23 protein-coding genes and 1 pseudogene are annotated in these 24,537 nt (G+C 73.0%); 12 read left to right on the top strand and 12 right to left on the bottom strand.

Annotation, left to right across the window (positions count from 1 at the left end; translation table 11 throughout):
* Positions 1-164 precede the first annotated feature (164 nt).
* On the top strand, positions 165-1,364 hold the full coding sequence (locus tag ACSU6M_RS19070) for a threonine aldolase family protein (RefSeq protein ID WP_437070954.1): 1,200 nt from the start codon (positions 165-167) through the stop codon (positions 1,362-1,364).
* On the opposite strand, the gene ACSU6M_RS19065 is transcribed toward ACSU6M_RS19070, so the two are convergent.
* On the bottom strand, positions 1,354-1,548 hold the full coding sequence (locus ACSU6M_RS19065; RefSeq protein ID WP_437070953.1) for a hypothetical protein: 195 nt from the start codon (positions 1,546-1,548) through the stop codon (positions 1,354-1,356). The two genes, ACSU6M_RS19070 and ACSU6M_RS19065, sit on opposite strands and share 11 nt — an antisense overlap.
* Before the next feature lie 162 nt (positions 1,549-1,710).
* On the opposite strand from ACSU6M_RS19065, the gene ACSU6M_RS19060 reads away from it, so the two are divergent.
* Complete coding sequence (locus tag ACSU6M_RS19060) at positions 1,711-2,811, top strand: DUF5937 family protein (protein WP_437070952.1); 1,101 nt, start codon at positions 1,711-1,713, stop codon at positions 2,809-2,811.
* Between the two features lie 40 nt (positions 2,812-2,851).
* Here the strand turns inward: ACSU6M_RS19060 and ACSU6M_RS19055 are convergent, their stop codons facing one another.
* From ACSU6M_RS19055 to ACSU6M_RS19045, 3 genes are all read right to left on the bottom strand, one after another.
* A complete protein-coding gene (locus ACSU6M_RS19055; RefSeq protein WP_437070951.1) occupies positions 2,852-3,484 on the bottom strand; it encodes an AAA family ATPase in 633 nt (210 codons plus the stop codon).
* A gap of 217 nt (positions 3,485-3,701) precedes the next feature.
* Complete coding sequence (locus tag ACSU6M_RS19050; protein WP_437070950.1) at positions 3,702-4,373, bottom strand: response regulator; 672 nt, start codon at positions 4,371-4,373, stop codon at positions 3,702-3,704.
* 135 nt (positions 4,374-4,508) lie between these two features.
* Positions 4,509-5,711: a sensor histidine kinase gene (locus tag ACSU6M_RS19045; RefSeq protein WP_437070949.1), complete on the bottom strand. Its 1,203-nt coding sequence runs from the start codon at positions 5,709-5,711 to the stop codon at positions 4,509-4,511.
* A gap of 141 nt (positions 5,712-5,852) precedes the next feature.
* Between ACSU6M_RS19045 and ACSU6M_RS19040 the strand changes: the two genes are divergently transcribed.
* Positions 5,853-6,866 (top strand): SAM-dependent methyltransferase, encoded by a 1,014-nt coding sequence (locus tag ACSU6M_RS19040; protein WP_437070948.1) that lies wholly within the window; start codon positions 5,853-5,855, stop codon positions 6,864-6,866.
* A 12-nt stretch (positions 6,867-6,878) separates the two neighbouring features.
* On the opposite strand, the gene ACSU6M_RS19035 is transcribed toward ACSU6M_RS19040, so the two are convergent.
* Positions 6,879-8,030 carry an NADH-quinone oxidoreductase subunit D gene (locus ACSU6M_RS19035; RefSeq protein WP_437070947.1) on the bottom strand — a complete coding sequence of 384 codons (1,152 nt, stop codon included), beginning with the start codon at positions 8,028-8,030 and terminating at the stop codon, positions 6,879-6,881.
* A gap of 31 nt (positions 8,031-8,061) precedes the next feature.
* Between ACSU6M_RS19035 and ACSU6M_RS19030 the strand changes: the two genes are divergently transcribed.
* Both ACSU6M_RS19030 and ACSU6M_RS19025 read left to right on the top strand, forming a co-directional pair.
* Positions 8,062-8,646 (top strand): PH domain-containing protein, encoded by a 585-nt coding sequence (locus tag ACSU6M_RS19030; RefSeq protein ID WP_437070946.1) that lies wholly within the window; start codon positions 8,062-8,064, stop codon positions 8,644-8,646.
* A gap of 200 nt (positions 8,647-8,846) precedes the next feature.
* Positions 8,847-10,160 carry a PH domain-containing protein gene (locus ACSU6M_RS19025; RefSeq protein ID WP_437075220.1) on the top strand — a complete coding sequence of 438 codons (1,314 nt, stop codon included), beginning with the start codon at positions 8,847-8,849 and terminating at the stop codon, positions 10,158-10,160.
* Positions 10,161-10,244: 84 nt separating this feature from the next.
* Here the strand turns inward: ACSU6M_RS19025 and ACSU6M_RS19020 are convergent, their stop codons facing one another.
* Positions 10,245-11,474: a hypothetical protein gene (locus ACSU6M_RS19020; protein ID WP_437070945.1), complete on the bottom strand. Its 1,230-nt coding sequence runs from the start codon at positions 11,472-11,474 to the stop codon at positions 10,245-10,247.
* A 243-nt stretch (positions 11,475-11,717) separates the two neighbouring features.
* Here ACSU6M_RS19020 and ACSU6M_RS19015 point away from each other — a divergent pair.
* From ACSU6M_RS19015 to ACSU6M_RS18990, 6 genes and pseudogenes are all read left to right on the top strand, one after another.
* Positions 11,718-12,902: pseudogene (locus ACSU6M_RS19015) on the top strand (phosphatidylglycerol lysyltransferase domain-containing protein); the annotation flags it as partial.
* 121 nt (positions 12,903-13,023) lie between these two features.
* Positions 13,024-13,884 (top strand): dihydropteroate synthase, encoded by an 861-nt coding sequence (gene folP / locus ACSU6M_RS19010; protein ID WP_437070944.1) that lies wholly within the window; start codon positions 13,024-13,026, stop codon positions 13,882-13,884.
* Positions 13,881-14,384: a nuclear transport factor 2 family protein gene (locus ACSU6M_RS19005; protein ID WP_437070943.1), complete on the top strand. Its 504-nt coding sequence runs from the start codon at positions 13,881-13,883 to the stop codon at positions 14,382-14,384. The genes folP and ACSU6M_RS19005 overlap by 4 nt, the downstream gene beginning before the upstream one ends.
* Before the next feature lie 268 nt (positions 14,385-14,652).
* Positions 14,653-15,012 carry a dihydroneopterin aldolase gene (gene folB, locus ACSU6M_RS19000; RefSeq protein WP_437070942.1) on the top strand — a complete coding sequence of 120 codons (360 nt, stop codon included), beginning with the start codon at positions 14,653-14,655 and terminating at the stop codon, positions 15,010-15,012.
* Positions 15,009-15,620 (top strand): 2-amino-4-hydroxy-6-hydroxymethyldihydropteridine diphosphokinase, encoded by a 612-nt coding sequence (folK, locus tag ACSU6M_RS18995; RefSeq protein ID WP_437070941.1) that lies wholly within the window; start codon positions 15,009-15,011, stop codon positions 15,618-15,620. Before folB ends, folK begins: the two co-directional genes overlap by 4 nt.
* 61 nt (positions 15,621-15,681) lie before the next feature.
* Positions 15,682-16,170: a DUF3180 domain-containing protein gene (locus ACSU6M_RS18990; protein ID WP_437070940.1), complete on the top strand. Its 489-nt coding sequence runs from the start codon at positions 15,682-15,684 to the stop codon at positions 16,168-16,170.
* Between the two features lie 93 nt (positions 16,171-16,263).
* Here the strand turns inward: ACSU6M_RS18990 and folE are convergent, their stop codons facing one another.
* The 6 genes from folE to dacB form a co-directional block, all read right to left on the bottom strand.
* A complete protein-coding gene (folE, locus tag ACSU6M_RS18985; RefSeq protein WP_437070939.1) occupies positions 16,264-16,869 on the bottom strand; it encodes a GTP cyclohydrolase I FolE in 606 nt (201 codons plus the stop codon).
* A gap of 139 nt (positions 16,870-17,008) precedes the next feature.
* Positions 17,009-19,048, bottom strand: coding sequence for an ATP-dependent zinc metalloprotease FtsH (ftsH, locus tag ACSU6M_RS18980; RefSeq protein WP_437075218.1), 2,040 nt, complete (start codon positions 19,046-19,048; stop codon positions 17,009-17,011).
* Between the two features lie 183 nt (positions 19,049-19,231).
* Positions 19,232-19,792 (bottom strand): hypoxanthine phosphoribosyltransferase, encoded by a 561-nt coding sequence (hpt, locus tag ACSU6M_RS18975; RefSeq protein WP_067028163.1) that lies wholly within the window; start codon positions 19,790-19,792, stop codon positions 19,232-19,234.
* A gap of 73 nt (positions 19,793-19,865) precedes the next feature.
* A complete protein-coding gene (tilS, locus tag ACSU6M_RS18970; protein WP_437070938.1) occupies positions 19,866-20,891 on the bottom strand; it encodes a tRNA lysidine(34) synthetase TilS in 1,026 nt (341 codons plus the stop codon).
* 191 nt (positions 20,892-21,082) lie between these two features.
* A complete protein-coding gene (locus ACSU6M_RS18965) occupies positions 21,083-22,213 on the bottom strand; it encodes a zinc-dependent metalloprotease (RefSeq protein WP_437070937.1) in 1,131 nt (376 codons plus the stop codon).
* 88 nt (positions 22,214-22,301) lie between these two features.
* A complete protein-coding gene (gene dacB, locus ACSU6M_RS18960) occupies positions 22,302-23,870 on the bottom strand; it encodes a D-alanyl-D-alanine carboxypeptidase/D-alanyl-D-alanine endopeptidase (RefSeq protein ID WP_437070936.1) in 1,569 nt (522 codons plus the stop codon).
* An 84-nt stretch (positions 23,871-23,954) separates the two neighbouring features.
* Here dacB and ACSU6M_RS18955 point away from each other — a divergent pair, with 84 nt between their 5' ends.
* Positions 23,955-24,446: an inorganic diphosphatase gene (locus ACSU6M_RS18955; protein WP_351244146.1), complete on the top strand. Its 492-nt coding sequence runs from the start codon at positions 23,955-23,957 to the stop codon at positions 24,444-24,446.
* Positions 24,447-24,537: the final 91 nt, after the last annotated feature.

Here is a 24,537-nt window from a genome sequence, read left to right as displayed (position 1 = left end):
ATTTCTCGTCATGTTAACGCGATCGGTTGGAGGGGGGTCCGTTCATCCACAGGCTGTGGGTTTTCCCACGGGCTCCCCGCGGGCTTCCCACGGGCTCCCCACGGGCTGCGCGGACGGCGAAATCCCGGTGCCCCGACCCGCCGATGGCGGCATGATCCCCAGGCATGAGGGACGTGACGCGGCACCAGGACGAGCAGGACCCCCGACCGGCGCCGGACCTGCTGCGCGAGCGGCGCAGCGCCGCCTACCGCAAGGCCCGACGGGTGCTGTCCCGGCCCGGCTTCGGCGGGTCGGTCCGCGAGCGGCTGGCGTGGCTCCAGGAGGCCGGGCCGCAGGTGTACGACCTGGACGAGCCGGCCGACCTCTACGGCGACCGGATCGTCGCGGCCCTGGAGGAGCGCGTCGCGGACCTGCTCGGCCTGGAGGCGGCGGTGTTCTTCCCCACCGGCACGATGGCCCAGCAGGTGGCCCTGCGCTGCTGGGCGGGCCGCACCGGCACCCCCACGGTCGCGCTGCACGCGCTGGCCCACCCCGAGGTGCACGAAAAGGACGCGTTGAGCCTGGTCAGCGGGTTGCGTCCGGTCCATCTGACGGCCGAGTCCCGGCTGCCCACCGCCGACGAGGTACGGGGCTTCGAGGAGCCGTTCGGCACGCTGATGCTTGAACTCCCCCTCAGGGACGCCGGGTTCCTGCTGCCCGCCTGGGAGGAGCTGACGGAGCTGGTGGAGGCGGCGCGGGAGCGGGACGCGGTGGTCCACTTCGACGGGGCGCGGCTGTGGGAGGCCACCGAGCACTTCGGCCGCTCCCTGGAGGAGGTCGCCTCCCTCGCGGACAGCGTCTACGTGTCCTTCTACAAGTCCCTCGACGGCTTCGGCGGCGCCGCCCTCGCCGGTCCGAGGGTGCTGATCGACGAGGCGAGGGCCTGGCGGCACCGGTACGGCGGCATGGTCTTCCAGCAGTTCCCGACCGCCCTGTCGGCGCTGATCGGCCTGGAGCGGGAGCTGCCGCGGCTGCCGGAGTACGTGCGGCACGCGCGCGTGGTGGCCGCCGCGCTGCGCGAGGGCTTCACGGCGGCGGGCCTCCCCTGGGCCCGCGTCCACCCCGAGGTGCCGCACATCCACCAGTTCCAGGTCTGGCTGCCGTACGACCCGGAGGTGCTCGCCGAGGCCGCGGTACGCCAGGCGGAGGAGACCGGCGCGATGCCGTTCGCCTCCGGCTGGGTGCCCGCCGGTCCGGGCCTGGCCTTCACCGAGGTGACCGTGCGGTCGGCGGGGCTGGAGTGGACGGCGGACGAGGTGCGGGAGGCGGTCGCGCAGTTCGCGGCGCGGCTGCCGGGCGGGGGCGGTTCGCCGCTCAGCCCGTAGCGCCCGACCCCGTCCGGCGGCTCGGCCGGAACAGGACGCGGGCCGGTCGTCCGGCGGGCACCGCGCGCGAGCGGCCCCGCTCGCGCAGGGCCTGACGGTCGTAGGTGCCGGGGGCGGGCGGGGCGGGCTCGTTCCGCTGCCGGGCGCGGTGGGCGTCGAGGACGTGCTGCTGGGTGATGCTCATCGGTCCGCCTCTGCTGGACGTCGAAAGGTGCACGGGATCCGGGGCTCCGCGGCGGCCCCGGTGGCCTCCACCCTGCGCCCGCTGCCCGCGGCTGTCGCCTCGATTGACGGGCGGCGTCAATCGGGGGCCGCGTTGTCAGTGGCGGGGTGCACCATGGACGGCATGAGCGTGCGCATCGACATCACGGGGCTGCGGCCGGAGAGGGTCGCTTTCGTGCCCTCCCCGCTGGCCGAGCTCGGCATGGCGTTGCACGCGCTGTCCGAACCGGCCCACCACCCCGGCCTCCAGGGCTGGGCGACCGGCGTCACCGCCCGCCTGGACCCGCACCTGGCGGACCGGATGTGCGAGGCCGACTTCCTGTGGCGCACCACCTTCTCGGACCTGTTCCTGCCCTTCGCGGGCCTGCCCGCCGGCACGCTGCCGGGCGCCACGCTCGCCGAGGAGCTGGACCTGCTGGACAAGCTGACCGACCAGCAGTTCGTGGACGCGGCCCTGGAGTTCACGTGCATGTCCCAGTACGACCTCGGCGTGCCGGACATCCTGTCGAGCCCCGAGGTGCGCCGCCGGGCGCTGGAGACCGCCGCCTCCCGGGGGCCGCGGCAGGTGCGCTTCACCCAGCGCCTGCTGGACGACCCGCCTGCCGTACGCGCGTGGCTGCGCCGCTTCCTGGAGGACTGCGACGAGGCGTTCTTCGCGGAGGCGTGGTCCCGGCTGAGCCACCAGCTGGCCGCCGACGCCCGGCACAAGACGGATGTGCTGCGCCGCCGTGGCCTGGCGGAGGCGCTGGCCGCGGTGTCCCCGGCGCTGGCGCTGGACGAGAGCGCCGGCCGGATCGTCGTGGACAAGGTGGTCGACGGTACGGCCGCCGGGGCCGACGGTCTGCTCCTGGTGCCGACGAGCCTGGGCTGGCCGCATCTGAACGTGCTGCACCGCCACGGCTGGCAGCCCCTGCTCCACTACCCCGTGGGCTCGCCCGAGCTGTCCTGCCCGCCGTCGGTGGAGGAGCTCACGCTGCGGATGACCGCGCTCTCCCACCCGGTGCGGATGCGGCTGTGCCGCCATCTGGCCCGCAGCGCGTACACCACCAGCGATCTCGCCCAGGTGCACGGCATGACCGCCCCGGAGATATCCCGGCACCTCGGGGTGCTCAAGAAGGCGGGACTGGTCACCACGCGCCGGCGCGGCCGCTATGTGCTGCACCAGCTGGACGTCAGGGTGGTGGCCCGGCTGGGCAGCGACTTCCTGGAGGGCATCCTCCGGTAGCCGCAGGGCTCACCGCAGGGCAGCTCGGGCGGCCGTGGGCTCAGTCGAACCGGATGTGCCGGAACCCCACCCGCGCCTGCCGCAGCCGGGTCCGCAGGGCCCCTTCGGTGTTGGGCCGCAGGGTCAGTCCGGCCAGTACGGCGATGCGGTCGGCGGTCCTGGCGACGGTGGTGCGGTCGGTCCACAGATGTTCGGCGAACTCCGGCTCCCGCAGCCGCTCCAGGCACCGGTCGAGCTGGGACACGGCCCAACTCTCCCTCCGGGCAGCGGTGTTCTTCCCGGCGACGAACCGGAGGAGGTGCCCGAAGCCCCGCTCGCGCAGCCGCCTCAGCACGGTCTCGCGTTCGGCGAGGAGCGTGAAGTGGTGGACGTCGTGGCCGAGTGCGCGCAGCCGGCCGACCGTCTCGGCGAAGCAGACGGGGTCGGTGACCGTCATCGGCGCGATGACCACGCCCTGCTGCTTGGTCAGGGCGAGATCGAGCACCTCGACGACGCCGGCCCGCCAGGACGCGAGCTCCTGGAAGTCTCCCCGCAGTTCGGGCGGCAGCATGCGGCGCAGGCCGAACCCGGCGTGCTCGGGGTCGCAGATGACGCTGCCCGGCAGGCGGCGCTGTATCTCGTGTGCGGTCTGTGTCTTGCCGCCCCCGAAGGGGCCGTTGATCCACAGGAGCATGCGCAGAAGGTACCGGCGCACCGGGCGCCCGTCAGCCGGACGCGACGCCTTTCTCGGCATGTCCGCCGCTTCTCGCCGTGCCCGCCGGTTCCCCGCCGCGCCCGTGCCGGCCGCTTTCTCCGCCGTTCCCTCTGCTCACCGTGCCGACGGCTTTCTCCGCCGTGCCCGCCGGTCCGGCGCCCTGCCCGCCGGTCCCTCCCCCCTGCCCGCCGTCTCCTCAGCCGTGACCGCCGGCCCGCACCAGGCCCGTCTCGTAGGCCAGCACCACCACCTGCACCCGGTCCCGCAGGCCCAGCTTGGTCAGGATGCGGCCGACGTGCGTCTTCACGGTCGCCTCGGACAGCACGAGCCGGGCCGCGATCTCCCCGTTGGACAGCCCCTGCGCGACCAGGATCATGACCTCGCGCTCGCGGTCGGTGAGCCGTTCCAGCTCCTTGTGCTGGGGCTGGCCGCCGGTGGCGGGCAGCATCGGGGCGAAGCGGTCCAGCAGACGTCGGGTGGTGGAGGGCGCCACGACCGCGTCGCCGCTGTGCACCGAGCGGATGGCGCCGAGCAGCTCGCCGGGCGGCACGTCCTTGAGCATGAAGCCGGAGGCGCCCGCCTTCAGCCCGGAGAAGGCGTACTCGTCGAGGTCGAAGGTGGTCAGGATCAGCACCTTCGGCGGGTTGGGGTCCGAGCAGATGCGGCGGGTGGTCTCGACGCCGTCCAGCTTCGGCATGCGGACGTCCATCAGCACCACGTCGACGGCGGTCGAGCGCAGCACCTGAAGGGCCTCGACGCCGTCACCCGCCTCGGCGACGACCTCCATGTCCGGCTGCGCGGCGAGCACCATCCGGAATCCGGTGCGCAGCAGCACCTGGTCGTCCACGAGCATCACGCGGATCGTCATCGGGTCCTCTTCCGTCGTCCGTCTCGCTGGGGTCAGCGGGTCTGGCAGGGATCTCAGGGAGTCTGAGTCCCCAGGGGCTGTGGGGAGTGTGTGCCGTACGGCGTCCTACAGGTGTCAACGGGGGCGTACGCGGTGTCAGTGCGCCGGTTTCAGCGGCAGCAGGGCGCTGATCCGGAATCCTCCGCCGGGTCGGGGCCCGGCGTCCAGCGTGCCGCCGACCATGCCGACGCGCTCGCGCATCCCGATCAGGCCGTGGCCCTGTCCGTCGGCGCCGCCCTCCTCGTACAGCTCGTGCGGGGCCCCCTTGCCGTCGTCCTCGACGAGCAGGCCGAGGCCGTCGTCGAAGTAGACCAGCCGCACGCTCGCCCCGGCGTTCGGGCCGCCGTGCTTGCGCGTGTTGGTGAGCGCTTCCTGGACGATCCGGTACGCGGTGAGCTCGACGCCGCTGGGCAGCGGGCGGGGGGTGCCCTCGACCTTGAAGTCGATGGGCAGTCCGGAGTCGCGGCACTGCTCGACGAGGTCCTCGATCTGCTGCACGTCGGGCTGCGGGACGTACTCGCCGGCCTCCTGGTGCTCCCCGGTGCGCAGCACGCCGAGCAGGCGGCGCATCTCGGCGAGCGCCTGTCGACCGGTGGAGGAGATGGTCTCCAGGGCCTTCTTCGCCTGGTCGGGGGCGGCGTCGAGGACGTAGGCGGCACCGTCGGCCTGCACCACCATCACGGAGACGTTGTGCGCGACGACGTCGTGCAGCTCGCGGGCGATGCGGGCGCGCTCGGCGGCGACGGCGACCTTCGCCTGCGCCTCGCGCTCCTTCTCCAGGCGGGCCGCGCGCTCCTCCAGCTGCGCGAAGTAGGCGCGACGGGTGCGCAGGGAGTCGCCGAGCACCCAGGCCAGGGCGAACGGCACGGTCTGGAACCCGGCGATGGCCACATGGCCCAGCGCGCTGGTGTCCGGGTCGTGCCAGCGGATCTGCGCCAGGGGCGCCGCGAGCAGCCCGCCGACCAGGGCGAGCCGGCGGGCCCAGGCCGCCTCGGTGGTGGCGACGGTGTAGACGATCACCAGCATGGCGAAGTTGGCCACCGTGGTCGGCACGTCCAGCACCAGCTGTGCGACCCCGACCGCGGCGGCCAGGACCAGCATGGTCTCCGGGATGCGGCGGCGCAGCGCGACCACCACGCACAGCAGCAGCGTGACCGGGACGACCACCCACGGCAGATCGGTCCCGTTGGCCTCCTGCTCGACCGTTCCGCCCACCACGGAGAGCCCGAACAGGACGATCGCCCAGAAGGAGTCGACCCCGGTCGGGTGCCTGCGGAGGAAGTCATAGAGGCGCTGCACGTAACCCAGCGTAGGGAAACGCGATGAGTGCCCGGGTCAACCGGAGGGCCGATCCGCGCCCGACGCGCGTACTCCGCAAGGTGGAGGCCCCCTTCCCCTGTGCGCCTAGCCTGGCGGCGTGAAGGACGAGGTGACGGTGGGATGACCGAGGCGGAGACGGCTGCGGCCGGCGGTGGGTGGCGTGGCTGGCGGGACGCGGCGCAGGCCGCCCTGTACGGGCCCGGCGGCTTCTACCGCAGGCCGGAGGGGCCGGCCGGGCACTTCCGTACGTCGGTGCACGCCTCGCCGCTGTTCGCGCGGGCCGTGGCCCGGCTGCTGTGCCGGGTCGACGAGGCGCTGGGGCGTCCGGAGCGGCTGGACTTCGTGGACATGGCCGCGGGCCGCGGCGAGCTGGCCGCCGGGGTGCTGGCCGCGCTGCCCGCCGAGGTGAGCGCGCGCGCCCGCGTGTGCGCCGTCGAGATCGCCGGGCGCCCCGAGGGGCTGGATGCGCGGATCGCGTGGCTCGCCGAGCCCCCGCGGGACGTCACCGGGCTGCTCTTCGCCAACGAGTGGCTGGACAACGTGCCCCTTGAGGTGGCCGAGGTCGGCCCCGACGGCGTGCCCCGGCTGGTCCTCGTACGGGAGGACGGGACGGAACGGCTCGGGGCGCCGGTCACGGGCGCCGAGGCGGAGTGGCTGGCGCGGTGGTGGCCCCTGCCGGGCGAGGAGGGGCTGCGGGCCGAGATCGGGCTGCCGCGCGACACGGCGTGGGCGGGAGCGGTCGCGGGCGTGCGGCGGGGGCTCGCGGTGGCGGTCGACTATGCGCACACCGCCGACGCGCGCCCCCCGTTCGGGACGCTCACCGGCTTCCGGGAGGGGCGCGAGACGGCGCCCGTGCCGGACGGGTCGTGCGATGTGACGGCGCACGTCGCCCTGGACGCGTGCACGCTCCCCGGGGGGCGCGTGATCTCCCAGCGCGACGCCCTGCGCGCCCTCGACCTCACCGGCGCACGCCCCCCGCTCGCGCTGGCGTCCACCGACCCCGCTACGTACGTACGCGCCCTCGCGAGCGCCGGGGAGGCCGCCGAGCTCACCGCGGTCGGCGGCCTCGGCGACTTCGGCTGGCTGATCCAGCCGGTGGGCATCGCGGACCCGTTCGCGGGGGCGGCGGACTGACCCGCGTACGCCCTACTTGTCGATGTCCCCGACCACGAAGAACATCGACCCCAGGATCGCCACCATGTCCGCCACCAGCGTGCCGGGCAGCAGCTCGGTCAGCGCCTGGATGTTGTTGTAGGACGCCGAGCGCAGCTTCAGCCGGTACGGCGTCTTCTCACCCTTGCTGACCAGGTAGTAGCCGTTGATGCCGAGGGGGTTCTCGGTCCACGCGTACGTGTGCCCCTCGGGCGCCTTCAGCACCTTCGGCAGCCGCTGGTTGATCGGGCCGGGCGGCAGCTCGGCGAGCCGGTCCAGACAGGCGTCGGCCAGGTCCAGGGCGTTGTGGGTCTGCTCCAGCAGGCACTCGAAGCGGGCGAGGCAGTCGCCCTCCTGCCGGGTGACCACCTTCAGGGTGTCCTGGAGCTCGCCGTACGCCAGATACGGCTCGTCGCGGCGCAGGTCGAAGTCGACACCGGAGGCGCGCGCGATCGGCCCGCTCACACCGTAGGCGTGCACGGCCTGCGGGGTGAGCTCCCCCACGCCCCGGGTGCGCCCCCGGAAGATCTCGTTGCCGAGGACCAGGTCGTCGAAGACGTCCATGCGCGAGCGCACCGCGGCGACGGCGCCCCGCGCGCGCGTGGCCCATCCGGCCGGCAGGTCCTCCTTCAGGCCGCCGACGCGGTTGAACATGTAGTGCATCCGCCCGCCGGAGACCTCCTCCATGACGTTCTGGAGCACCTCGCGCTCCCGGAACGCGTAGAAGACCGGCGTGATGCCACCGAGCTCCAGCGGGTACGAGCCGAGGAACATCAGGTGGTTCAGCACGCGGTTCAGCTCGGCGAGCAGCGTGCGCGTCCACACCGCGCGCTCGGGCACCTCCATGCCGAGCATGCGCTCCACCCCGAGGACCACGCCGAGCTCGTTGGAGAACGCCGACAGCCAGTCGTGACGGTTGGCCAGCATGATGATCTGGCGGTAGTCGCGCGCCTCGAACAGTTTCTCCGCGCCCCGGTGCATATAGCCGATCACCGGCTCCGCGCGTGTGATGCGCTCGCCGTCCAGGACGAGCCTGAGGCGCAGCACGCCGTGCGTCGACGGGTGCTGGGGGCCGATGTTGAGCACCATGTCGGTGCTCTCCGCGGCGCCGCCGATTCCGACCATGGTCTCCGTCTGAGGAGTCATGGACACAGTCTCTCCTACGTAGGCTGGCCGTATGGAGACGGGGAGCCCGCGGGCCGCGGAAACGGTGGGAGCCGACAGGACCGAACCGATCGACTTAGCCGTGCCGCCCGAGCGGGTGGACCGCGCCGACCGGGCCCCGGCGGTGGACCGTGACGGTCCGGGGTGGACCGGGCTGCCGCGGGGGCTGCTGCGGTTGCGGCGGATGCTGCTGGCGCTGGGGGCGGGCGCGCCGGCGATCGGCACGGCGCTGCCGCTCGGCCTGCTGGTCGGGCCCGCCTGGGCGGCCCTCGCCCTGGTGCCGGTGGCGGTACTGGCCGTGGGCTGGGTGCTGCTGGAGCACAACTGGCGGTCCTGGCGCTACGCCGAGCGCGCCGACGAGCTCCTGATCAGCCGGGGCGTGCTGTGGCGCAGGGTCACCGTCGTGCCGTACGGCCGTATGCAACTGGTCGAGGTCACCTCAGGACCGGTCGAGAGACGCTTCGGACTGGCCAGTGTCCAGCTGCACACCGCCGCCGCCGCGACCGACGCCACCATCCCCGGCCTCGACCCGGCCGAGGCGGAACGGCTGCGGGATCGGCTCACCGCGCTCGGCGAGGCCCGATCGGCGGGGCTGTGACCACGCCGGGCACCGACGGGTGCATACGCCCGGCGAACACGCCCGAGCCATCCGGCTCCGCACCGGACGCACCCGCCGTGACACCGGGCGCCGGGCGGGACGCGGTCCCCGAGGCACCGGGTGCCGGGCAGGACGCGGTCCCCGAGCCACCGGGCGCCGGGCAGGACGCGGTCCCGAAGGCGTGTGGCGCCGAGCAGGTCGTGCTCCCCGAGGACGCCGTCGTCGAGCGGCGGCTGCATCCCGTGACCTCGCTGCGCCGAGCCTGGGCGCCGATCGCCGTGATCCTCGGGTGGGCCACGCACGACCCGGGCCAGACACAGCGCCAGCTGGAGCGGCTGACGGCCACCACCCTGCTGATCGGCGTGGCCGTGATCGTGCCGGCCGCCGCCCTCTACGGCTTTCTGACCTGGTGGTACACCCGTTTCGCGATCACGGACACGGAACTGCGCATCCGGACCGGCCTGGTGTTCCGCCGCGCCGCGCACATCCGGCTGGAGCGGATCCAGGCGATCGACGTCACCCGCCCGCTGCTCGCCCGGCTCGCGGGCGTGGCGAAGCTGCGGCTGGACGTCGTCGGCGCCGACAAGAAGGACCAGCTCGCGTTCCTGGGGGAGCGCGAGGCGCGTGCGCTGCGCGCGGAGCTGCTCGCGCGCGCCGCCGGTTTCGCGCCCGAGACGGCGCGCGAGATCGGTGAGGCACCGGCGCGCAGGCTGCTGCGCGTGCCCCCCGGCACCCTCGCCGGCGCGCTCCTGCTGACCGGCGCGACCTGGGGCACGCTGCTCGCCGCGCTCGCCGTACTGCCGGTGCTGTGGGCGTGGACCCACAGCCTGTGGACGGTTCTCGGCACCGCGCTGCCGATGCTGAGCGCCGCGGGCGCGCGCAGCGTGGGACGCTTCGTCGCCCACTACGACTGGACGGTCGCCGAGTCCTCGGACGGGCTGCGCATCGACCGCGGCCTGCTGGACCGCACCCACGAGACGGTGCCGCCGGGCCGGGTGCAGACCGTGCGGATCGTGGAGCCGCTGCTGTGGCGGGCGCTCGGCTGGGTGCGGGTCGAACTGGACGTGGCCGGGTCCTCGAACTCCGTGCTGGTGCCGGTCGCTCCGCGTGCGGTCGCCGAGTCGCTGGTCGCGCGCGTCCTGCCCGGTGTGAGCGTGCCGTCGCATCCGTCGCTGTCGCGTCCGCCGCGGCGCGCGGGCGGATGCGTGCCGCTGTGGTGGCGCGGCTACGGACTCGCCGTCACCGACGCGGTGTTCGCCGCCCGGCACGGCCTGCTGCGCCGCAGCCTCTCGCTGGTCCCGCACGCCAAGGTGCAGAGCGTACGGCTCACCCAAGGGCCCTGGCAGCGCCTGTGGCGCCTCGCCCACGTCCGGGTGGACACCGGAGCCGACAGGACCGTCACGGCCCGTCTGCGGGACGCCGAGGAGGCGGCGAGGCTGCTGCGCGGACAGGCGGACCGCTCCCGGACGGGGCGCCGGGACGCGGTGCCGGACCGGTGGATGGCCGGGTGTTGACCGGCGATTGACCGGTGGACGACGGACCCGGAATGACGGAGGGCGGCACGCGTGCGCGTGCCGCCCCCGTGATGTGAGGGAGCGTCAGGAGGCCGCGCTGCGCAGGCCCTGGACGTCGATCTGCTCGGTCTCGTCGTGCGCGGTCAGGTCGATCACCTGGCCGACGGCCCGCGTCTGCGCACCGGCCGGCCGGAACCGGGCCTCCGCCTCGGCCTTGTGCAGATCGAGCGCCTCCTGGCCGACGACATCGGCGAGATCCTCGTTCTGCACCGCCTCCAGCGCCGCGGGCGCCGGCTTCTTCGTACCGAAGAAGTCGAAACCGCCCTCGATCGCCGGGCGCCGCGCGGGCGCGGGCGGCACGACGGCCACCGCGGTGGGGACGGCGAAGTGGGGCGCCGCCGAGCCGGGCGCCGCCGACGCCGGGGCCTTCGACTGCGCGCGGGACATGTCCTGCTCGGTGTGCGGGTCGGCGGCCGCGCGCTCATGACCGGCGGCCGCCGCGGACTTCCCCCGCGCCTCGTCCTCCGCTGCGGCCTCCGTACCGGCGTCACCGGCGCGGTCGGTGCCGCCGACGGCCTCGCCGGTCTGGGCGTCACCCGCGTCAGCCGCGTCACCCGCACCGGCGGCACCGGCCGCACCGCCGGCACCGCCCGCCAGCCGGCTCAGCGCCGCGTTCGCCCGCACGAACAGCTCCGCGCCCCCCGGCGAGAACACCGCGGGCGCGTCCGGCTCGTCCCCGCGCGCGTGGTCGGCGTCCGCGTCCGCCGGAAGCGTCGGCTCGGCACCCTCGGCGGCCGGCGTCTCGGTCTCGCCCCGCCGCGGCACCGGTACGGGCGGCAGCGCGGCGCGCGTGGGCGCGCCGGACCCGATCTCCAGCAGCCGGCGGCCCTCCAGGGCGCTGGCCCGCTCGGTCTCCGCCGTGGCGTAGCGGCGCAGCAGAGCCGCGTGCTCGTTGCGCAGCTTCGCCAGCTCCGCCCGCTTGGCCCGCAGCCGCTGCTCCAGCTTGCCGCGCAGTTCTCGCGACTCCTCCAGGTCGGACTCCAGTTCGGCGACCCGTTCCTCGTGCCGCCACTCGTCGCTCGCACGCGCGCGCGTGAGGTCGGCGACCTGCTTGCCGGCCTGCATGTCCCAGCGACGCATCACGACCGCGCCGACGACCGCCGTACCCGCGGCCGCCGCGGCGAGAACGCGCAACAGCGCCGCTTCCGTGAACACCCAGGGGCCGAACGCGCAGACGACGGAGACGCCTGCGATCGCCGACGGCGGCAGCAGCCTGTGCAGAGGCGGGGAATGGCGGTGACGTCCACGTGGCATGGCCAGAAACTTACCGCGCGTAGATGAACCGTGGTGCCCTGGGTCACAAAAACACAGCCTCAACAGGGCCTTCACAGGCCATCAGGCATTCACTCCGCGCGCGCGTCCGCGCCCCGAGTGAACCTCCCTCCCGAACTCACCGTCCTAGAGGGCGCAATGTGGCCGGATGCCCGAATCGGCACCGGCCGCCACACTCGACTCGCGGAGCCACGGGAAGCGATGCCTGCCAGGGAAGAACAGGACATGACGGGCAAGGACCCGGCCCCGCCCGGCCGCGCACGGCGCCTGCCCCGCGGCCCCCGGCCCGAGTCGGTGCCCGTCCTCGCCGCCCGCGTGGGCGCGTCGGTGGGCCTGCTGGACATCGCCGCCGGTGTCCTCCCCCGCTTCGGGTACGGCGGGCTGCACGCTCCCGCCGAGGTACTGCCGGGCGCGCTCGGCCCCTTGGCGGCGGCGGTCTCGCTCGCCGCGGGCGTGCTCCTGCTGCTGTTCGCGCACGGCCTCGGACGCGGCGAGCGGGGTGCCCTGCGGGCCGCCTCGGTGCTGCTGCCGGCCGGTGCCCTCGCCCAGTTCACCTACCGCGGTGCCCTGCTCGGCACGGTCGCCGGGCTGGCCCTGCTGTGGCTCCTGCTGCGCCACCGGGAGCAGTTCACCGCCCTGCCCGACCCCCGCGGCCGCCGGCACGCACTCGCCCACTTCGTCCTCATGGGCGCCTTCTCGCTGCTGCTGGGCCTGGTCGTGGTCAGCGCCCACCCCGGCCACACGGTCGGCGACCCCAGCCTGGCCGACCGGCTCACCCACGTCCTGTACGGCCTGTGCGGCCTCGACGGGCCCGTCGACTACCGCGGCACCACCGCCTGGACGGTCTCCTTCTCCCTCGGCGCGCTCGGCCTGCTCACCGCGGCCACCACCCTCTGCCTCGCGCTGCGCCCCGGAAACCCCGCCGCCCACCGCAGCACCGAGGACGAGGCCCGGCTGCGCACCCTGCTCGAACGCCACGGCGAGCGCGCCCCCCTCGGCCGGCTCGCCCTGGGCCGCGACGAGGCCGTCGTCTTCTCCCCCAGCGGCAAGGCCGCCGTCACCTATCGCGTCGTCTGCGGCGTCATGCTCGCCAGCGGCGACCCCATCGGCGAGATGGAGGCATGGCCGGGAGCCATCGAGCGCTTCATGGACGAGGCCCGCGCCCACTCCTGGACACCGGCCGTCAGAGGCTGCTCCGAGACCGGCGGCCGGGTGTGGGCCCGCGAGACCGGCCTGGACGCCCTTGCACCAGGCGACGGGGCGGTGGTGGACACCGCGGATTTCTCCCTCGCCGGCCGCCCGATGCCGGTCGTGCGCCGGATGGCCGGGCGCATCGAGCGGGCCGGTTACGCAACCCGGGTACGACATGCCCGTGACCTCGGCACCGCCGACGACTGGCGCTCCACCGACCGCGCGTCCCTCCACGCGGCGTGACCCCCGACCGGCCGGGAGGCCGCACACCCCGCCGCCGCGCGGCCCCGTGCCCGGGCCGCACCCCGTTCCCGGCCCCCGCGGGGCCTACGCTGAACATATGAGCAACCAGAGCGGACGCGGGCGCGTCGCGGGCCTTCCGGAATGGGACCGCTGCGCGGTCATGGGAGTCGTCAACGTGACGCCCGATTCCTTCTCCGACGGCGGCCGCTGGTTCGACACCACCGCGGCCATCAAGCACGGCCTCGACCTCGTCGCCCAGGGCGCCGACCTCGTCGACGTCGGCGGCGAGTCCACCCGCCCCGGCGCCACCCGCGTCGACGAGGACGAGGAGCTGCGCCGCGTCATCCCCGTCGTCCGCGGACTGGCCTCCGAAGGCGTCGTCGTCTCCGTGGACACCATGCGCGCCTCGGTCGCCGCCCGGTCCCTCGCCGCCGGCGCCGCCCTGGTCAACGACGTCAGCGGCGGCCTCGCCGACCCCGGCATGATCCCCGCCGTCGCCGACGCGGGCGCCCCCTTCGTCGTCATGCACTGGCGCGGCTTCCTCCAGGGCGGCAACGTCAAGGGCCGCTACGCCGACGTCGTCACCGAGGTCGCCGACGAGCTGCACGCGCGCGTGCAGGCCGTCCTGGACGGGGGCATCTCCCCCGACCGCGTCGTCGTCGACCCCGGCCTCGGCTTCTCCAAGGAGGCCGAGCACGACCTCAGCCTCCTCGCCCACCTCGACCGCCTGCGGGACCTCGGCCACCCGCTGCTCGTGGCCGCCTCCCGCAAGCGTTTCCTCGGCCGCGTCCTCGCCGGACCCGAGGGGGCGCCACCGCCCGCGCGGGAGCGCGACGCCGCCACGGCCGCCGTCTCCGCGCTCGCGGCGCACGCCGGAGCGTGGGCGGTGCGCGTGCACGAGGTGCGCGCCACAGCGGACGCCGTGCGCGTCGCCCGCGCCGTGGAAGGAGCCCGGTGAGCGCCCCGCACACCGACGTCGAACAGGTGGAAGCCGCCAACACCGCCTTCTACGAGGCCCTGGAACGCGGCGACTTCGAGGAGCTCTCCTCGCTCTGGCTGACGCCCTCGGACCTGGGCGTCGACGAGGAGTACCACGACCCCGCCGACACCGGCGTGGTCTCCTGCGTGCACCCCGGCTGGCCGGTGCTGACCGGCCGGGCCGAGGTCCTCAGGTCGTACGCCCTGATCATGGCGAACACCGAGTACATCCAGTTCTTCCTCACCGACGTCCATGTCTCCGTGACCGGCGACACCGCCCTGGTGACCTGCACCGAGAACATCCTCAGCGGCGGCCCCGCCCCCGAGGGCAGCGGCGAGCTGGGCCCGCTGGTCGGCCAGCTCGTGGTCGCCACGAACGTCTTCATGCGCACCTCGGACGGCTGGAAGCTCTGGGCGCACCACGCCTCGCCCGTCCTCGCGGAGAGCGAGGGGGACGAGGACGAGGACTCGCCCGCCTGAGGGGGTAAGCGCCCCTGAGGGGACACGCACGCCGCCACCGGGGCGAAGAAGTGGTTGGGATCACGGCCCTCTGGGTAGGGGCGACCACCGACCCGTGAGACGCCGGGTTCTCCAGGGGAAACACCCGCGGGACACCCCTGGCCCCCGGCTCGGTCACGCCCCCGTGGCCCGGCGCTGTCGGTGCCCGCAGGTAGATTCGTTCGAGGCCGGTCTGCCGCCCGCACGCGGCAGCCACCGGCCGTCACCGACGATTGCAGGAGTGATTCGCGTGGATCGTGTCGCGCTGCGCGGCCTGAAGGCCCGCGGGCACCACGGTGTGTTCCCCAAGGAACGCGAGGAGGGCCAGACCTTCATCGTGGACCTCGTCCTTGGCCTGGACACCCGGCCGGCCGCGGCCGACGACGACCTGGCGAAGACCGTGCACTACGGCATCGTGGCGGAGGAGGTCGTGGCCGTCGTCCAGGGTGAGCCCGTCAACCTCATCGAGACCCTCGCCGAGCGCATCGCCCAGGCATGTCTGAAGCACGACGGGGTGCGGGAGGTCGAGGTCTGCGTCCACAAACCGGACGCGCCGATCACGGTCCCATTCGACGACGTGACCATCACGATCACCCGGAGCCGAGTATGACCGCATCGTTCACCGAGGGTCCCAGCGACCCGACCGTACAGCCGGTGCCGGCCTCCGTCGTCGAGAAGGTCGACGCCGCCGACGCCACCCTGCACAACCCGCGGCGCGCGGTCCTCTCCATCGGCTCCAACCTGGGCAACCGCCTGGAGACCCTCCAGGGCGCCATCGACGCCCTGGAGGACACCCCCGGCGTGCGCGTGAAGGCCGTGTCTCCGGTCTACGAGACCGAGCCGTGGGGCGTGGAGCCCGGCAGCCAGCCCTCGTACTTCAACGCGGTCGTGATCCTGAAGACCACGCTGCCGCCGTCCTCCCTGCTGGAGCGGGCGCACGCGGTCGAGGAGGCGTTCCACCGGGTGCGCGAGGAGCGCTGGGGCGCCCGCACCCTCGACGTCGACATCGTCGCCTACGCCGATGTCGTCTCCGACGATCCGGTCCTCACCCTGCCCCACCCCCGCGCCCATGAGCGCGCCTTCGTCCTCGCCCCGTGGCACGACGTCGAGCCCGCCGCCCAGCTGCCCGGCCACGGTGCCGTCGCCGAGCTGCTGGGCTCGGTCACCCGCGAGGGCGTCGCGCCGCGCGCGGACCTGGAACTCCGGCTGCCCGAGTAGTCGTTAAGGTCAGGACGGCAAGGTCCCGGACCGTACGCGCCGGGGGAGCTGAAGGGACACCGTGAGAGAGCTGCGCATCAGGATGCTGGCCGGCGTGTTCGTCGTCGCCGGCGTCCTGTCCTGGGCCGGAGCCCGCCTGTGGAACTCGGTCGGCACGCTCCCCAGCGTCCCCCTGGCCGCGCCCATCGTGCTGGCCGCGATCGCCGCGATCCTCCTGGCCACGGCGCTGTCCCTGCGCAGCCGTCTCAAGGCCCAGCGCGAACGCCGCCCCGGCGCCAAGGGCGTCGACCCGCTGATGGCCGCCCGCGCGGTGGTCTTCGGCCAGTCCAGCGCCCTGGTCGCGGCCCTCGTCGCCGGCATGTACGGCGGCACGGGCGCCTTCCTCCTGGAGTTCCTCGACATCCCCGCCCGCCGCGACCAGGCCCTCTACGCCGGCTTCTCCGTCCTCGCCGGCATCGCCGTCATAGCGGCCGCCCTCTTCCTGGAGCGCGTCTGCAAACTCCCCGAGGACGACGACCACAACGGCACAGGCACGGCCCCGGCGGCCTAGGCGGCCCTACGTCGCCGACCCGACGGCCGTGCCGTCCGTGGGGCGGCGCGACCTGTGGGACCTGCCTGCCGCGTGCGCCTCGCCGGGACGGCCTCAGCGGGCCATGATCAGGCTCATCGCCTCATTACGAGTGGCGGGATCGCGCAGCTGACCGCGCACTGCCGACGTGATGGTCTTCGCACCCGGCTTTCGCACACCGCGCATCGACATGCACATGTGCTCACACTCAAGGACGACGATCACGCCGCGCGGCTCCAGGATTTCCATCAAGGAATCGGCGACCTGCGTGGTGAGTCGTTCCTGCACCTGCGGACGCCGCGCATAGACATCCACGAGCCGCGCGAGCTTCGACAGACCCGTGATCTTGCCCTCGGTGGACGGAATGTACCCGACATGGGCGACCCCGGCGAACGGCACCAAATGATGTTCACAGCACGACCGGACTTCGATGTCCTTCACGAGCACCATCTCGTCGTGCCCCAGGTCGAACGTAGTCGTCAGCACATCCTCGGGCTTCTGCCACAGCCCAGCGAATATCTCCCGGTAAGCCCGAGCCACCCGCCCCGGCGTCTCCTTCAGGCCCTCGCGGTCCGGGTCCTCGCCGACCGCGATCAGCAGCTCGCGCACGGCGTTCTCGGCGCGCTTCTCGTCGAACTCGCCGATGGAGCCTTCGCCGTCCAGCGTCACGGGGTCGGTCATCTGGTGCCTCGTTCCTGTGCCTGTCGCGTAGGGATCACGCGTCTTACGTGCGGTCACACGAAATGCCGCGCCCCCCAGGCTAGAACCTGGGGGGCGCGGCATCCATTCCGGGACCGGTGCGCTCACCGGGCCCGGAGGGTCAGCTCTCGGGGCGGTCCTCGGTGACCGGCTCGACCGCCGGGGCGGTGTCGGTCGTCGTGGACTTGGCGGTGCTGATCGCCGGAGTCGAGCCGTTGGCACCGTTGGTCAGTGCGAGCTCCTTGGGGGAGAGCACCGGCGGGCGGGTGGACGGCGTACGGCGGGAGGAGCCGGTCCAGGCGGGCCGCGGCGGGCGCTTGACGACCGGGGCGAAGATCTCGGCGATCTCCTCCTTGCCGAGGGTCTCCTTCTCCAGCAGGGCCAGGACGAGGTTGTCGAGGACGTCGCGGTTCTCGACGAGGATCTCCCATGCCTCGTTGTGCGCGTTCTCGATGAGCTTCTTGACTTCCTCGTCCACCAGGGCGGCGACCTCTTCCGAGTAGTCGCGCTGGTGGGCCATCTCACGGCCGAGGAACGGCTCGGTGTTGTCGCCGCCGAACTTGATGGCGCCGAGACGCTCGGTCATGCCGTACTGGGTGACCATCGCGCGGGCCGTGGCGGTAGCCTTCTCGATGTCGTTGGCCGCGCCCGTGGTCGGGTCGTGGAAGACGAGCTCCTCCGCGGCGCGGCCGCCCAGCATGTAGGCCAGCTGGTCCAGCATCTCGTTGCGCGTGGTGGAGTACTTGTCCTCGTCCGGCAGGACCATCGTGTAGCCCAGCGCGCGGCCGCGGCTGAGGATCGTGATCTTGTGGACCGGGTCGGAGTTCGGCGAGGCCGCCGCGACCAGGGCGTGGCCGCCCTCGTGGTACGCGGTGATCTTCTTCTCCTTGTCCGACATGATCCGGGTCCGCTTCTGCGGGCCCGCGACCACCCGGTCGATCGCCTCGTCCAGCATGTGGTTGTCGATCAGCTTCTTGTCCGAGCGGGCCGTCAGCAGCGCGGCCTCGTTCAGCACGTTCGACAGATCGGCACCCGTGAAGCCGGGGGTGCGGCGGGCGACCGCCGCCAGGTCGACGTCCGGGGCGACCGGCTTGCCCTTCTGGTGGACCTTGAGGATCTCCAGACGGCCCTGCATGTCCGGGCGGTCGACCGCGATCTGGCGGTCGAAGCGGCCGGGGCGCAGGAGGGCCGGGTCGAGGATGTCGGGGCGGTTGGTGGCGGCGATCAGGATCACGCCGCCCTTGACGTCGAAGCCGTCCATCTCGACGAGCAGCTGGTTCAGGGTCTGCTCGCGCTCGTCGTGACCGCCGCCGAGGCCGGCGCCGCGGTGGCGGCCGACCGCGTCGATCTCGTCGACGAAGACGATGGCCGGGGCGTTCGCCTTGGCCTGCTCGAACAGGTCACGCACTCGGGAGGCACCGACACCGACGAACATCTCGACGAAGTCGGAACCGGAGATCGAGTAGAACGGCACGCCCGCCTCGCCCGCGACGGCGCGCGCGAGCAGGGTCTTGCCGGTGCCGGGCGGGCCGTAGAGCAGCACGCCCTTGGGGATCTTGGCGCCGACGGCCTGGAACTTGGCCGGCTCCTGGAGGAACTCCTTGATCTCCTGGAGCTCCTCGACGGCCTCGTCCGAGCCGGCGACGTCGGCGAACGTCGTCTTGGGGGTGTCCTTGGTGATGAGCTTGGCCTTGGACTTGCCGAAGTTCATCACTCGGGAGCCGCCGCCCTGCATCTGATTCATCAGGAACAGGAAGACGACCACGATGAGGACGAAGGGGAGCAGGGACAGCAGGATGCCCACGATGGGGTTCTGCTTCGACGGCGAGACGGTGTAGCCGTCGGGGATCTGCTCCTTCTGGAACTTGTCCTGCAGCATGCTGGCGATGGTCACGCCCTGGTCGCCGATGTAGCTCGCCTGGACCTTCGAGCTGCCCTCGACCTTTTCGCCGTCCTTGAGCTCGACCTTGATGGTCTGCTCGTCGCCTGTGGTGAGCTTGGCCGACTCGACCTTGTTCTGATTGATCGCCTGGACGACCTGGCCGGTGTCCACCGTCTTGTACCCACCGGACGAGCCGACGACCTGCATCAACACGACCACGGCAAGGACGGCCAGCACGATCCACATGACCGGCCCACGGAAGTATCGCTTCACGTCCATCCACACGGAGCGGTGCCGCCCCGTCCCTCCTGCCATAGTGAGTTTGATAAGACAGTTCTTCTGACGGTACCCCAGCATTGTCGCCCGAAGCCGCACGGACGACGGGCGAAAGCCGTCTGCATGCTCCAACGGCGCGACGCCCGCCGGGGTTCCCGATCTTCGTACGGAGCTGAGCCCTTCGGGTCAGCCGCCGTAGACGTGAGGCGCGAGCGTACCGACGAACGGCAGGTTGCGGTACTTCTCGGCGTAGTCGAGGCCGTAGCCGACGACGAACTCGTTGGGGATGTCGAAGCCGACCCACTCGACGTCGATGGCGACCTTGGCCGCGTCCGGCTTGCGCAGCAGGGTGCACACCTTCAGCGACTCGGGCTCGCGCGAGCCGAGGTTGGACAGCAGCCACGACAGGGTCAGGCCGGAGTCGATGATGTCCTCGACGATCAGGACGTGCTTGCCCTTGATGTCGGTGTCGAGGTCCTTGAGGATCCGCACGACGCCGGAGGACTGGGTGCCCGCGCCGTAGGAGGAGACGGCCATCCAGTCCATGGTGACGGGGGTGGACAGCGCCCGGGCGAGGTCCGCCATGACCATCACCGCGCCCTTGAGGACGCCGACGATCAGCAGGTCCTTGCCCGCGTACTCCGCGTCGATCTTCGCGGCCAGCTCGGCCAGCTTCGCGTCGATCTCTTCCTTGGTGATGAGTACCTGCTTGAGGTCGGCACCCATGTCTTTCGCGTCCACCCGCATCACTTTCGGTCGTCCCACCGGCTTCTCCGGCCCCTCCGGGGAGGGACCGGGCGTCTCTCAGGTCGGGAGAGAGTCAGCCTTGCCGAATCACCAGTCTGCCACCCTGGCGCTGGGCCACGACTTTGCCGGGGAGGTTGATGGCCCCCTGGCCGCGCCAGCCGGTGATCAGCCGGTCGACTTCCTCGATGTGCCGGGCGAAGAGCGAGCCGGCCGGGGCGCCCGCCTCGATGGCCGCGCGGCGCAGGATCCGGCGGCGTACGGCGGGCGGCAGGGCGTAGAGCTTGGCGCATTCCAGCAGCCCGGCGGCGTCCCGGACCGATGCCTCCACCTGGCGGGCCCAGGCGTCGAGGGCGTCGGCGTCGTCGCGGGAGAGCTGGGCCGTCCGGGCGAGGGCCTCCACGACGCCCTTGCCGAGGGCCTTCTCCAGGGCGGGCAGGCCCTCGTGGCGCAGCCGGGAGCGGGTGTAGGCGGGGTCGGCGTTGTGCGGGTCGTCCCAGACGGGCAGGGACTGGATCATGCAGGCTTTGCGGGCGGTCTGCCGGTCGATCTCCAGGAAGGGGCGCCGGTAGCGGCCGCCGGCCCCCGAGACCGCGGCCATGCCGGACAGGGAGCGGATGCCGGAGCCGCGGGCGAGGCCGAGCAGGACGGTTTCGGCCTGGTCGTCGCGGGTGTGGCCGAGCAGGACCGCGGCGGCGCCGTGGCGGTCGGCGGCGGCGTCGAGGGCGGCGTAGCGGGCGTCGCGGGCGGCGGCTTCGGGCCCGCCGTCGCGGCCGACGTCGACGGTGGCGGCTTCCACGGGGTCCAGGCCCAGTTCACGCAGGCGCAGGACCACTTCCGTGGCGCGCAGGTCGGAACCGGCCTGGAGCTGGTGGTCGACGGTGACGCCGCCGGCGCGGATGCCGAGTTTGGGTGCTTCGAAGGCGAGAGCGGAGGCGAGCGCCATGGAGTCGGCGCCGCCGGAGCAGGCGACGAGCACGAGCGGCATCGGCGGGCGCTCGGGGCCGGGGCTCTGCGGGGTGGAGGTCTGGTCGTTGAGGATGTCGTGGAGGACGCGGCGGACCGCCAGGCGTATCGCCGCGACCGCAGGATGGGGACCCATGTCCGGTTCCCTTCATGAAGTTGTCGGGGGTAGTACCCGAGTTCGGTCACTCAGAGTGTGTAGATGGTGACAGAAACGGGCGGTTCCCCGAGCATTGCACGCCTGTCCAAGGCTCACGGTCCCTCGGACGGGTGATTGGAGGGGCGTTCGTCTGCCGTGACCGGCCGTCGTTCACACCGTTCGCGCGCCTTTCACTCCTCGGTCCTTCCGTGCACCCGTGCGATCCAGTCCGCCGGTTTGGCGATCTCGGTCTTGGTGGGGAGCGTGTTCGGGGAGGTCCACACGCGGTTGAAGCCGTCCATGCCGACCTCGTCGACGACGGCGCGTACGAAGCGTTCGCCGTCGCGGTACTGACGGAGTTTGGCGTCCAGGCCCAGCAGCCGGCGCAGGGCGAGGTCGAGCCGGGAGGCGCCCTTGGCGCGGCGCTGCTGGAACTTCTCGCGGATCTCGGCGACGGTGGCGACGACGTCGGGGCCCACGCCGTCCATGACGTAGTCGGCGTGGCCCTCGAGCAGGGACATCACGGCGGTGAGTCGGCCGAGGATCTCGCGCTGGGCGGGGGTCTGGACGAGCTCGACGAAGGAGCGGCCGCCGTCCTCCTCCTCGCCCTCGGGGCGGCCCCCGGCGAGCGACTGGGCGGCGTCGCGCAGGCGTTCGAGGACGGTGCCGGGGTCGACGTCGGTCTGGGCGAGGAACGCCTGGATCTCGCCCTCCAGGTGGTCGCGCAGCCAGGGCACGGCCGTGAACTGGGTGCGGTGGGTCTCCTCGTGCAGGCACACCCACAGCCGGAAGTCGTGCGGGTCCACGTCGAGTTCGCGTTCGACGTGGACGATGTTGGGCGCGACCAGCAGCAGCCGGCCGCCGCCGTTCTCCCCGGCGGGCAGGTCGCGGCTGGCGGGGGCGAACGTCTCGTACTGGCCGAGGACACGGGAGGCGAGGAACGACAGCAGCATGCCGAGCTCCACGCCGGTGACCTTGCCGCCGACGGCGCCGAGCACGGCGTTGCCGGGGCCGGTACGGCGCTCCTGCATCTTGTCGAGCAGCGGTTTGAGCAGCTCACGGAAGCCGGCGACGTTGGCCTTGACCCAGCCGGGCCGGTCGACGACGAGGACGGGGGTGTCGTCGAGGCCGTCGCCGCCGAGGCGGGTGAAGCGGCGGACGTGCTCCTCGGAGGCCGTGGCGTGCCGGCGCAGCTCCGCGACGACGGCGCGGGCCTCGTCGCGGGTGATCTCCGGGCCCGGTCGCACCAGCCGGGTCGCGGTCGCCACGGCGAGGTTCCAGTCGATCATTCCGGCAGATGCGGCACCACCGATGCTCGTCATGCGTCAACCGTACGTGAGCGCGTCCGCTGGGGGCAGGGCGTCGGGGTCGGCCGCGGCCGGGGTGTCCTCGGCCGCCCGGCGCGGTGGTCTACCGGCAGCCGCAGGACGCCAGCGCCGTCGCCGCCTTGTCCAGGGCCGTCTGGGTGGCCGCCGGGTCCACCGTGCCCGAGGTCAGGAAGGCGAAGGCCAGGAGGCGGCCGTCCAGGTCGACCACCGTGCCGGCGAGGGCGTTGATGCCGGTCAGGGTGCCCGTCTTGGCTCGTACGAGGCCGGCCGCGCCGTCGGTGTAGCGGCTGGTGAGGGTGCCGGTGAAGCCGGCGACGGGGAGGCCGGTGAGGGCGGGGCGGAGTTCGGGGTGGGCGGGGTCGGCGGCCTTGGCGAGCAGGGCGGTGAGCAGGCCGGTGGTGAGGCGGTCGTCGCGGCTGAGGCCGCTGCCGTCCTGGAAGACGGCGCCCCGGACCGGCAGACCGAGCTTCTTCAGCTGGGCCCGGACCGCGCGGCCGGCGCCGTCGAAGTCGGGGCGTTCGCCGGTGGCGAGCGCGGTGTGGCGGACGAGGGCCTCGGCGATGTCGTTGTCGCTGTTGGTCAGCATGCGCTCGACGAGGGTGGCGAGCGGCGGGGAGGTGACGGTGGCGAGGGTCTGCGCGCGGCTGGTGGCCTTGGAGGGGCCGGGGGCCGTGGTGCTGATGCCGTGGTCCTTCAGCAGGTCGGCGAAGGCGCGGGTGGCGTCGGCGGCGGGTTCGGCGCTGCGGGGGGCGGGGCCGCTGGTGGAGCCGTCGGTGCGGGCCTCGTCGGCCATCAGGGCGGTGACGGGGGCGAGGTTGTCGTTGACCCCGATCGAGTGGAGTTCGGGACCGGCGTAGAGCGTGGTGTCGTAGGAGAGCGTGACCTGGCGTACGCCGCGGTCGCGCAGTTCCTTCGCGGTGCGGGCGGCCAGGGTGCGCAGGCCGGCCCAGCCGTCGGTGTCCTCGCGGGCGGTGAGGGTGGGGTCGCCGCCGCCGACCAGGACCAGCTCCTCGGTGTCGGGTTCGAAGGCGGCGCGGGTGGTGAGGCGGTGGTCGGGGCCGAGGGCGGCGAGGGCGGCGACGGCGGTGGCGATCTTGGTGGTGGAGGCGGGGATCAGCGCCTCGTCGGCCGCGGAGCCGTACAGCCGCTTGCCGGTGGCCAGGTCGACGACCGTGGCGGAGTGCCGCTCGCCGAGTGCGGGGCCGGTGAGCAGCGGGTCCAGGACCTGGGCGAGCGGCGGGGCGCCGGGCGCCTGCCGTCCGACGGGGGCGGAGCCGCCGAGGCCGGCGAGGACGGAGGCGGCGCTGGGCGCGGGGCGGGGCTCGCCGGGGTTCCTGCCGGAGGTTCCGTGATCTGCGCCACCTGTGCGCTCCCGTGCGGCCGCCCAGTCCCGCTCGGCCGTACGCTGACCCGAGGAGTCCCAGGGACCCGCGGCGGCGACCACGCCGGCGGCCAGCGCCAGTCCGGCGGTGGCGGCACCCGCGGTGTACTGCCAGGTCTTGACCCTTGTGACCTGCGGGTTCGTGGCCCGCGCCCACCGCGCGACCCGCGGCCGCGCGGCCGCTGCGGCCCGCGCGAGACGAGGTCGTACGGCGTTCGCGATCCGCGCCACCCGCGGGCTCGCCGCCCGCCAAGGCCTCAGCTCTGGCACGACACCAGCCCCTTTCGCGATCACACACCTGCGTGAGGGACACTTAATCACCAGAACTGTGCGCTGATCATGGAGGAGCCACCGGTGGAGTTCGACGTCACGATCGAGATCCCGAAGGGTTCGCGGAACAAGTACGAGGTGGACCACGAGACCGGTCGGATCCGCCTGGACCGTCGCCTCTTCACCTCGACCGCCTACCCGACCGACTACGGCTTCGTCGAGAACACCCTCGGCGAGGACGGTGACCCGCTGGACGCGCTGGTCATCCTGGATGAGCCGACCTTCCCGGGCTGCCTCATCAAGTGCCGCGCGATCGGCATGTTCCGGATGACGGACGAGGCCGGCGGCGACGACAAGCTGCTGTGCGTCCCGGCGACCGACCCGCGCGTGGAGCACCTGCGCGACATCCACCACGTGTCGGAGTTCGACCGCCTGGAGATCCAGCACTTCTTCGAGGTCTACAAGGACCTGGAGCCCGGCAAGTCCGTCGAGGGCGCCAACTGGGTCGGCCGCACCGAGGCCGAGGCCGAGATCGAGCGGTCCTACAAGCGCTTCAAGGAGCAGGGCGGCCACTGAGCCTGCCTGAGTCCCGCGGAACGGGCCGTACGCGTGCGCGTGCGGCCCGTTCGCGTGTCTGTGCGCATACTGGGCCTGGTTCGGTGTCGTA

It is taken from the genome of Streptomyces sp. enrichment culture (genome assembly GCF_964272895.1).
Lineage (GTDB): Bacteria > Actinomycetota > Actinomycetes > Streptomycetales > Streptomycetaceae > Streptomyces.
This window is presented reverse-complemented; position numbering and strand designations above follow the sequence as displayed.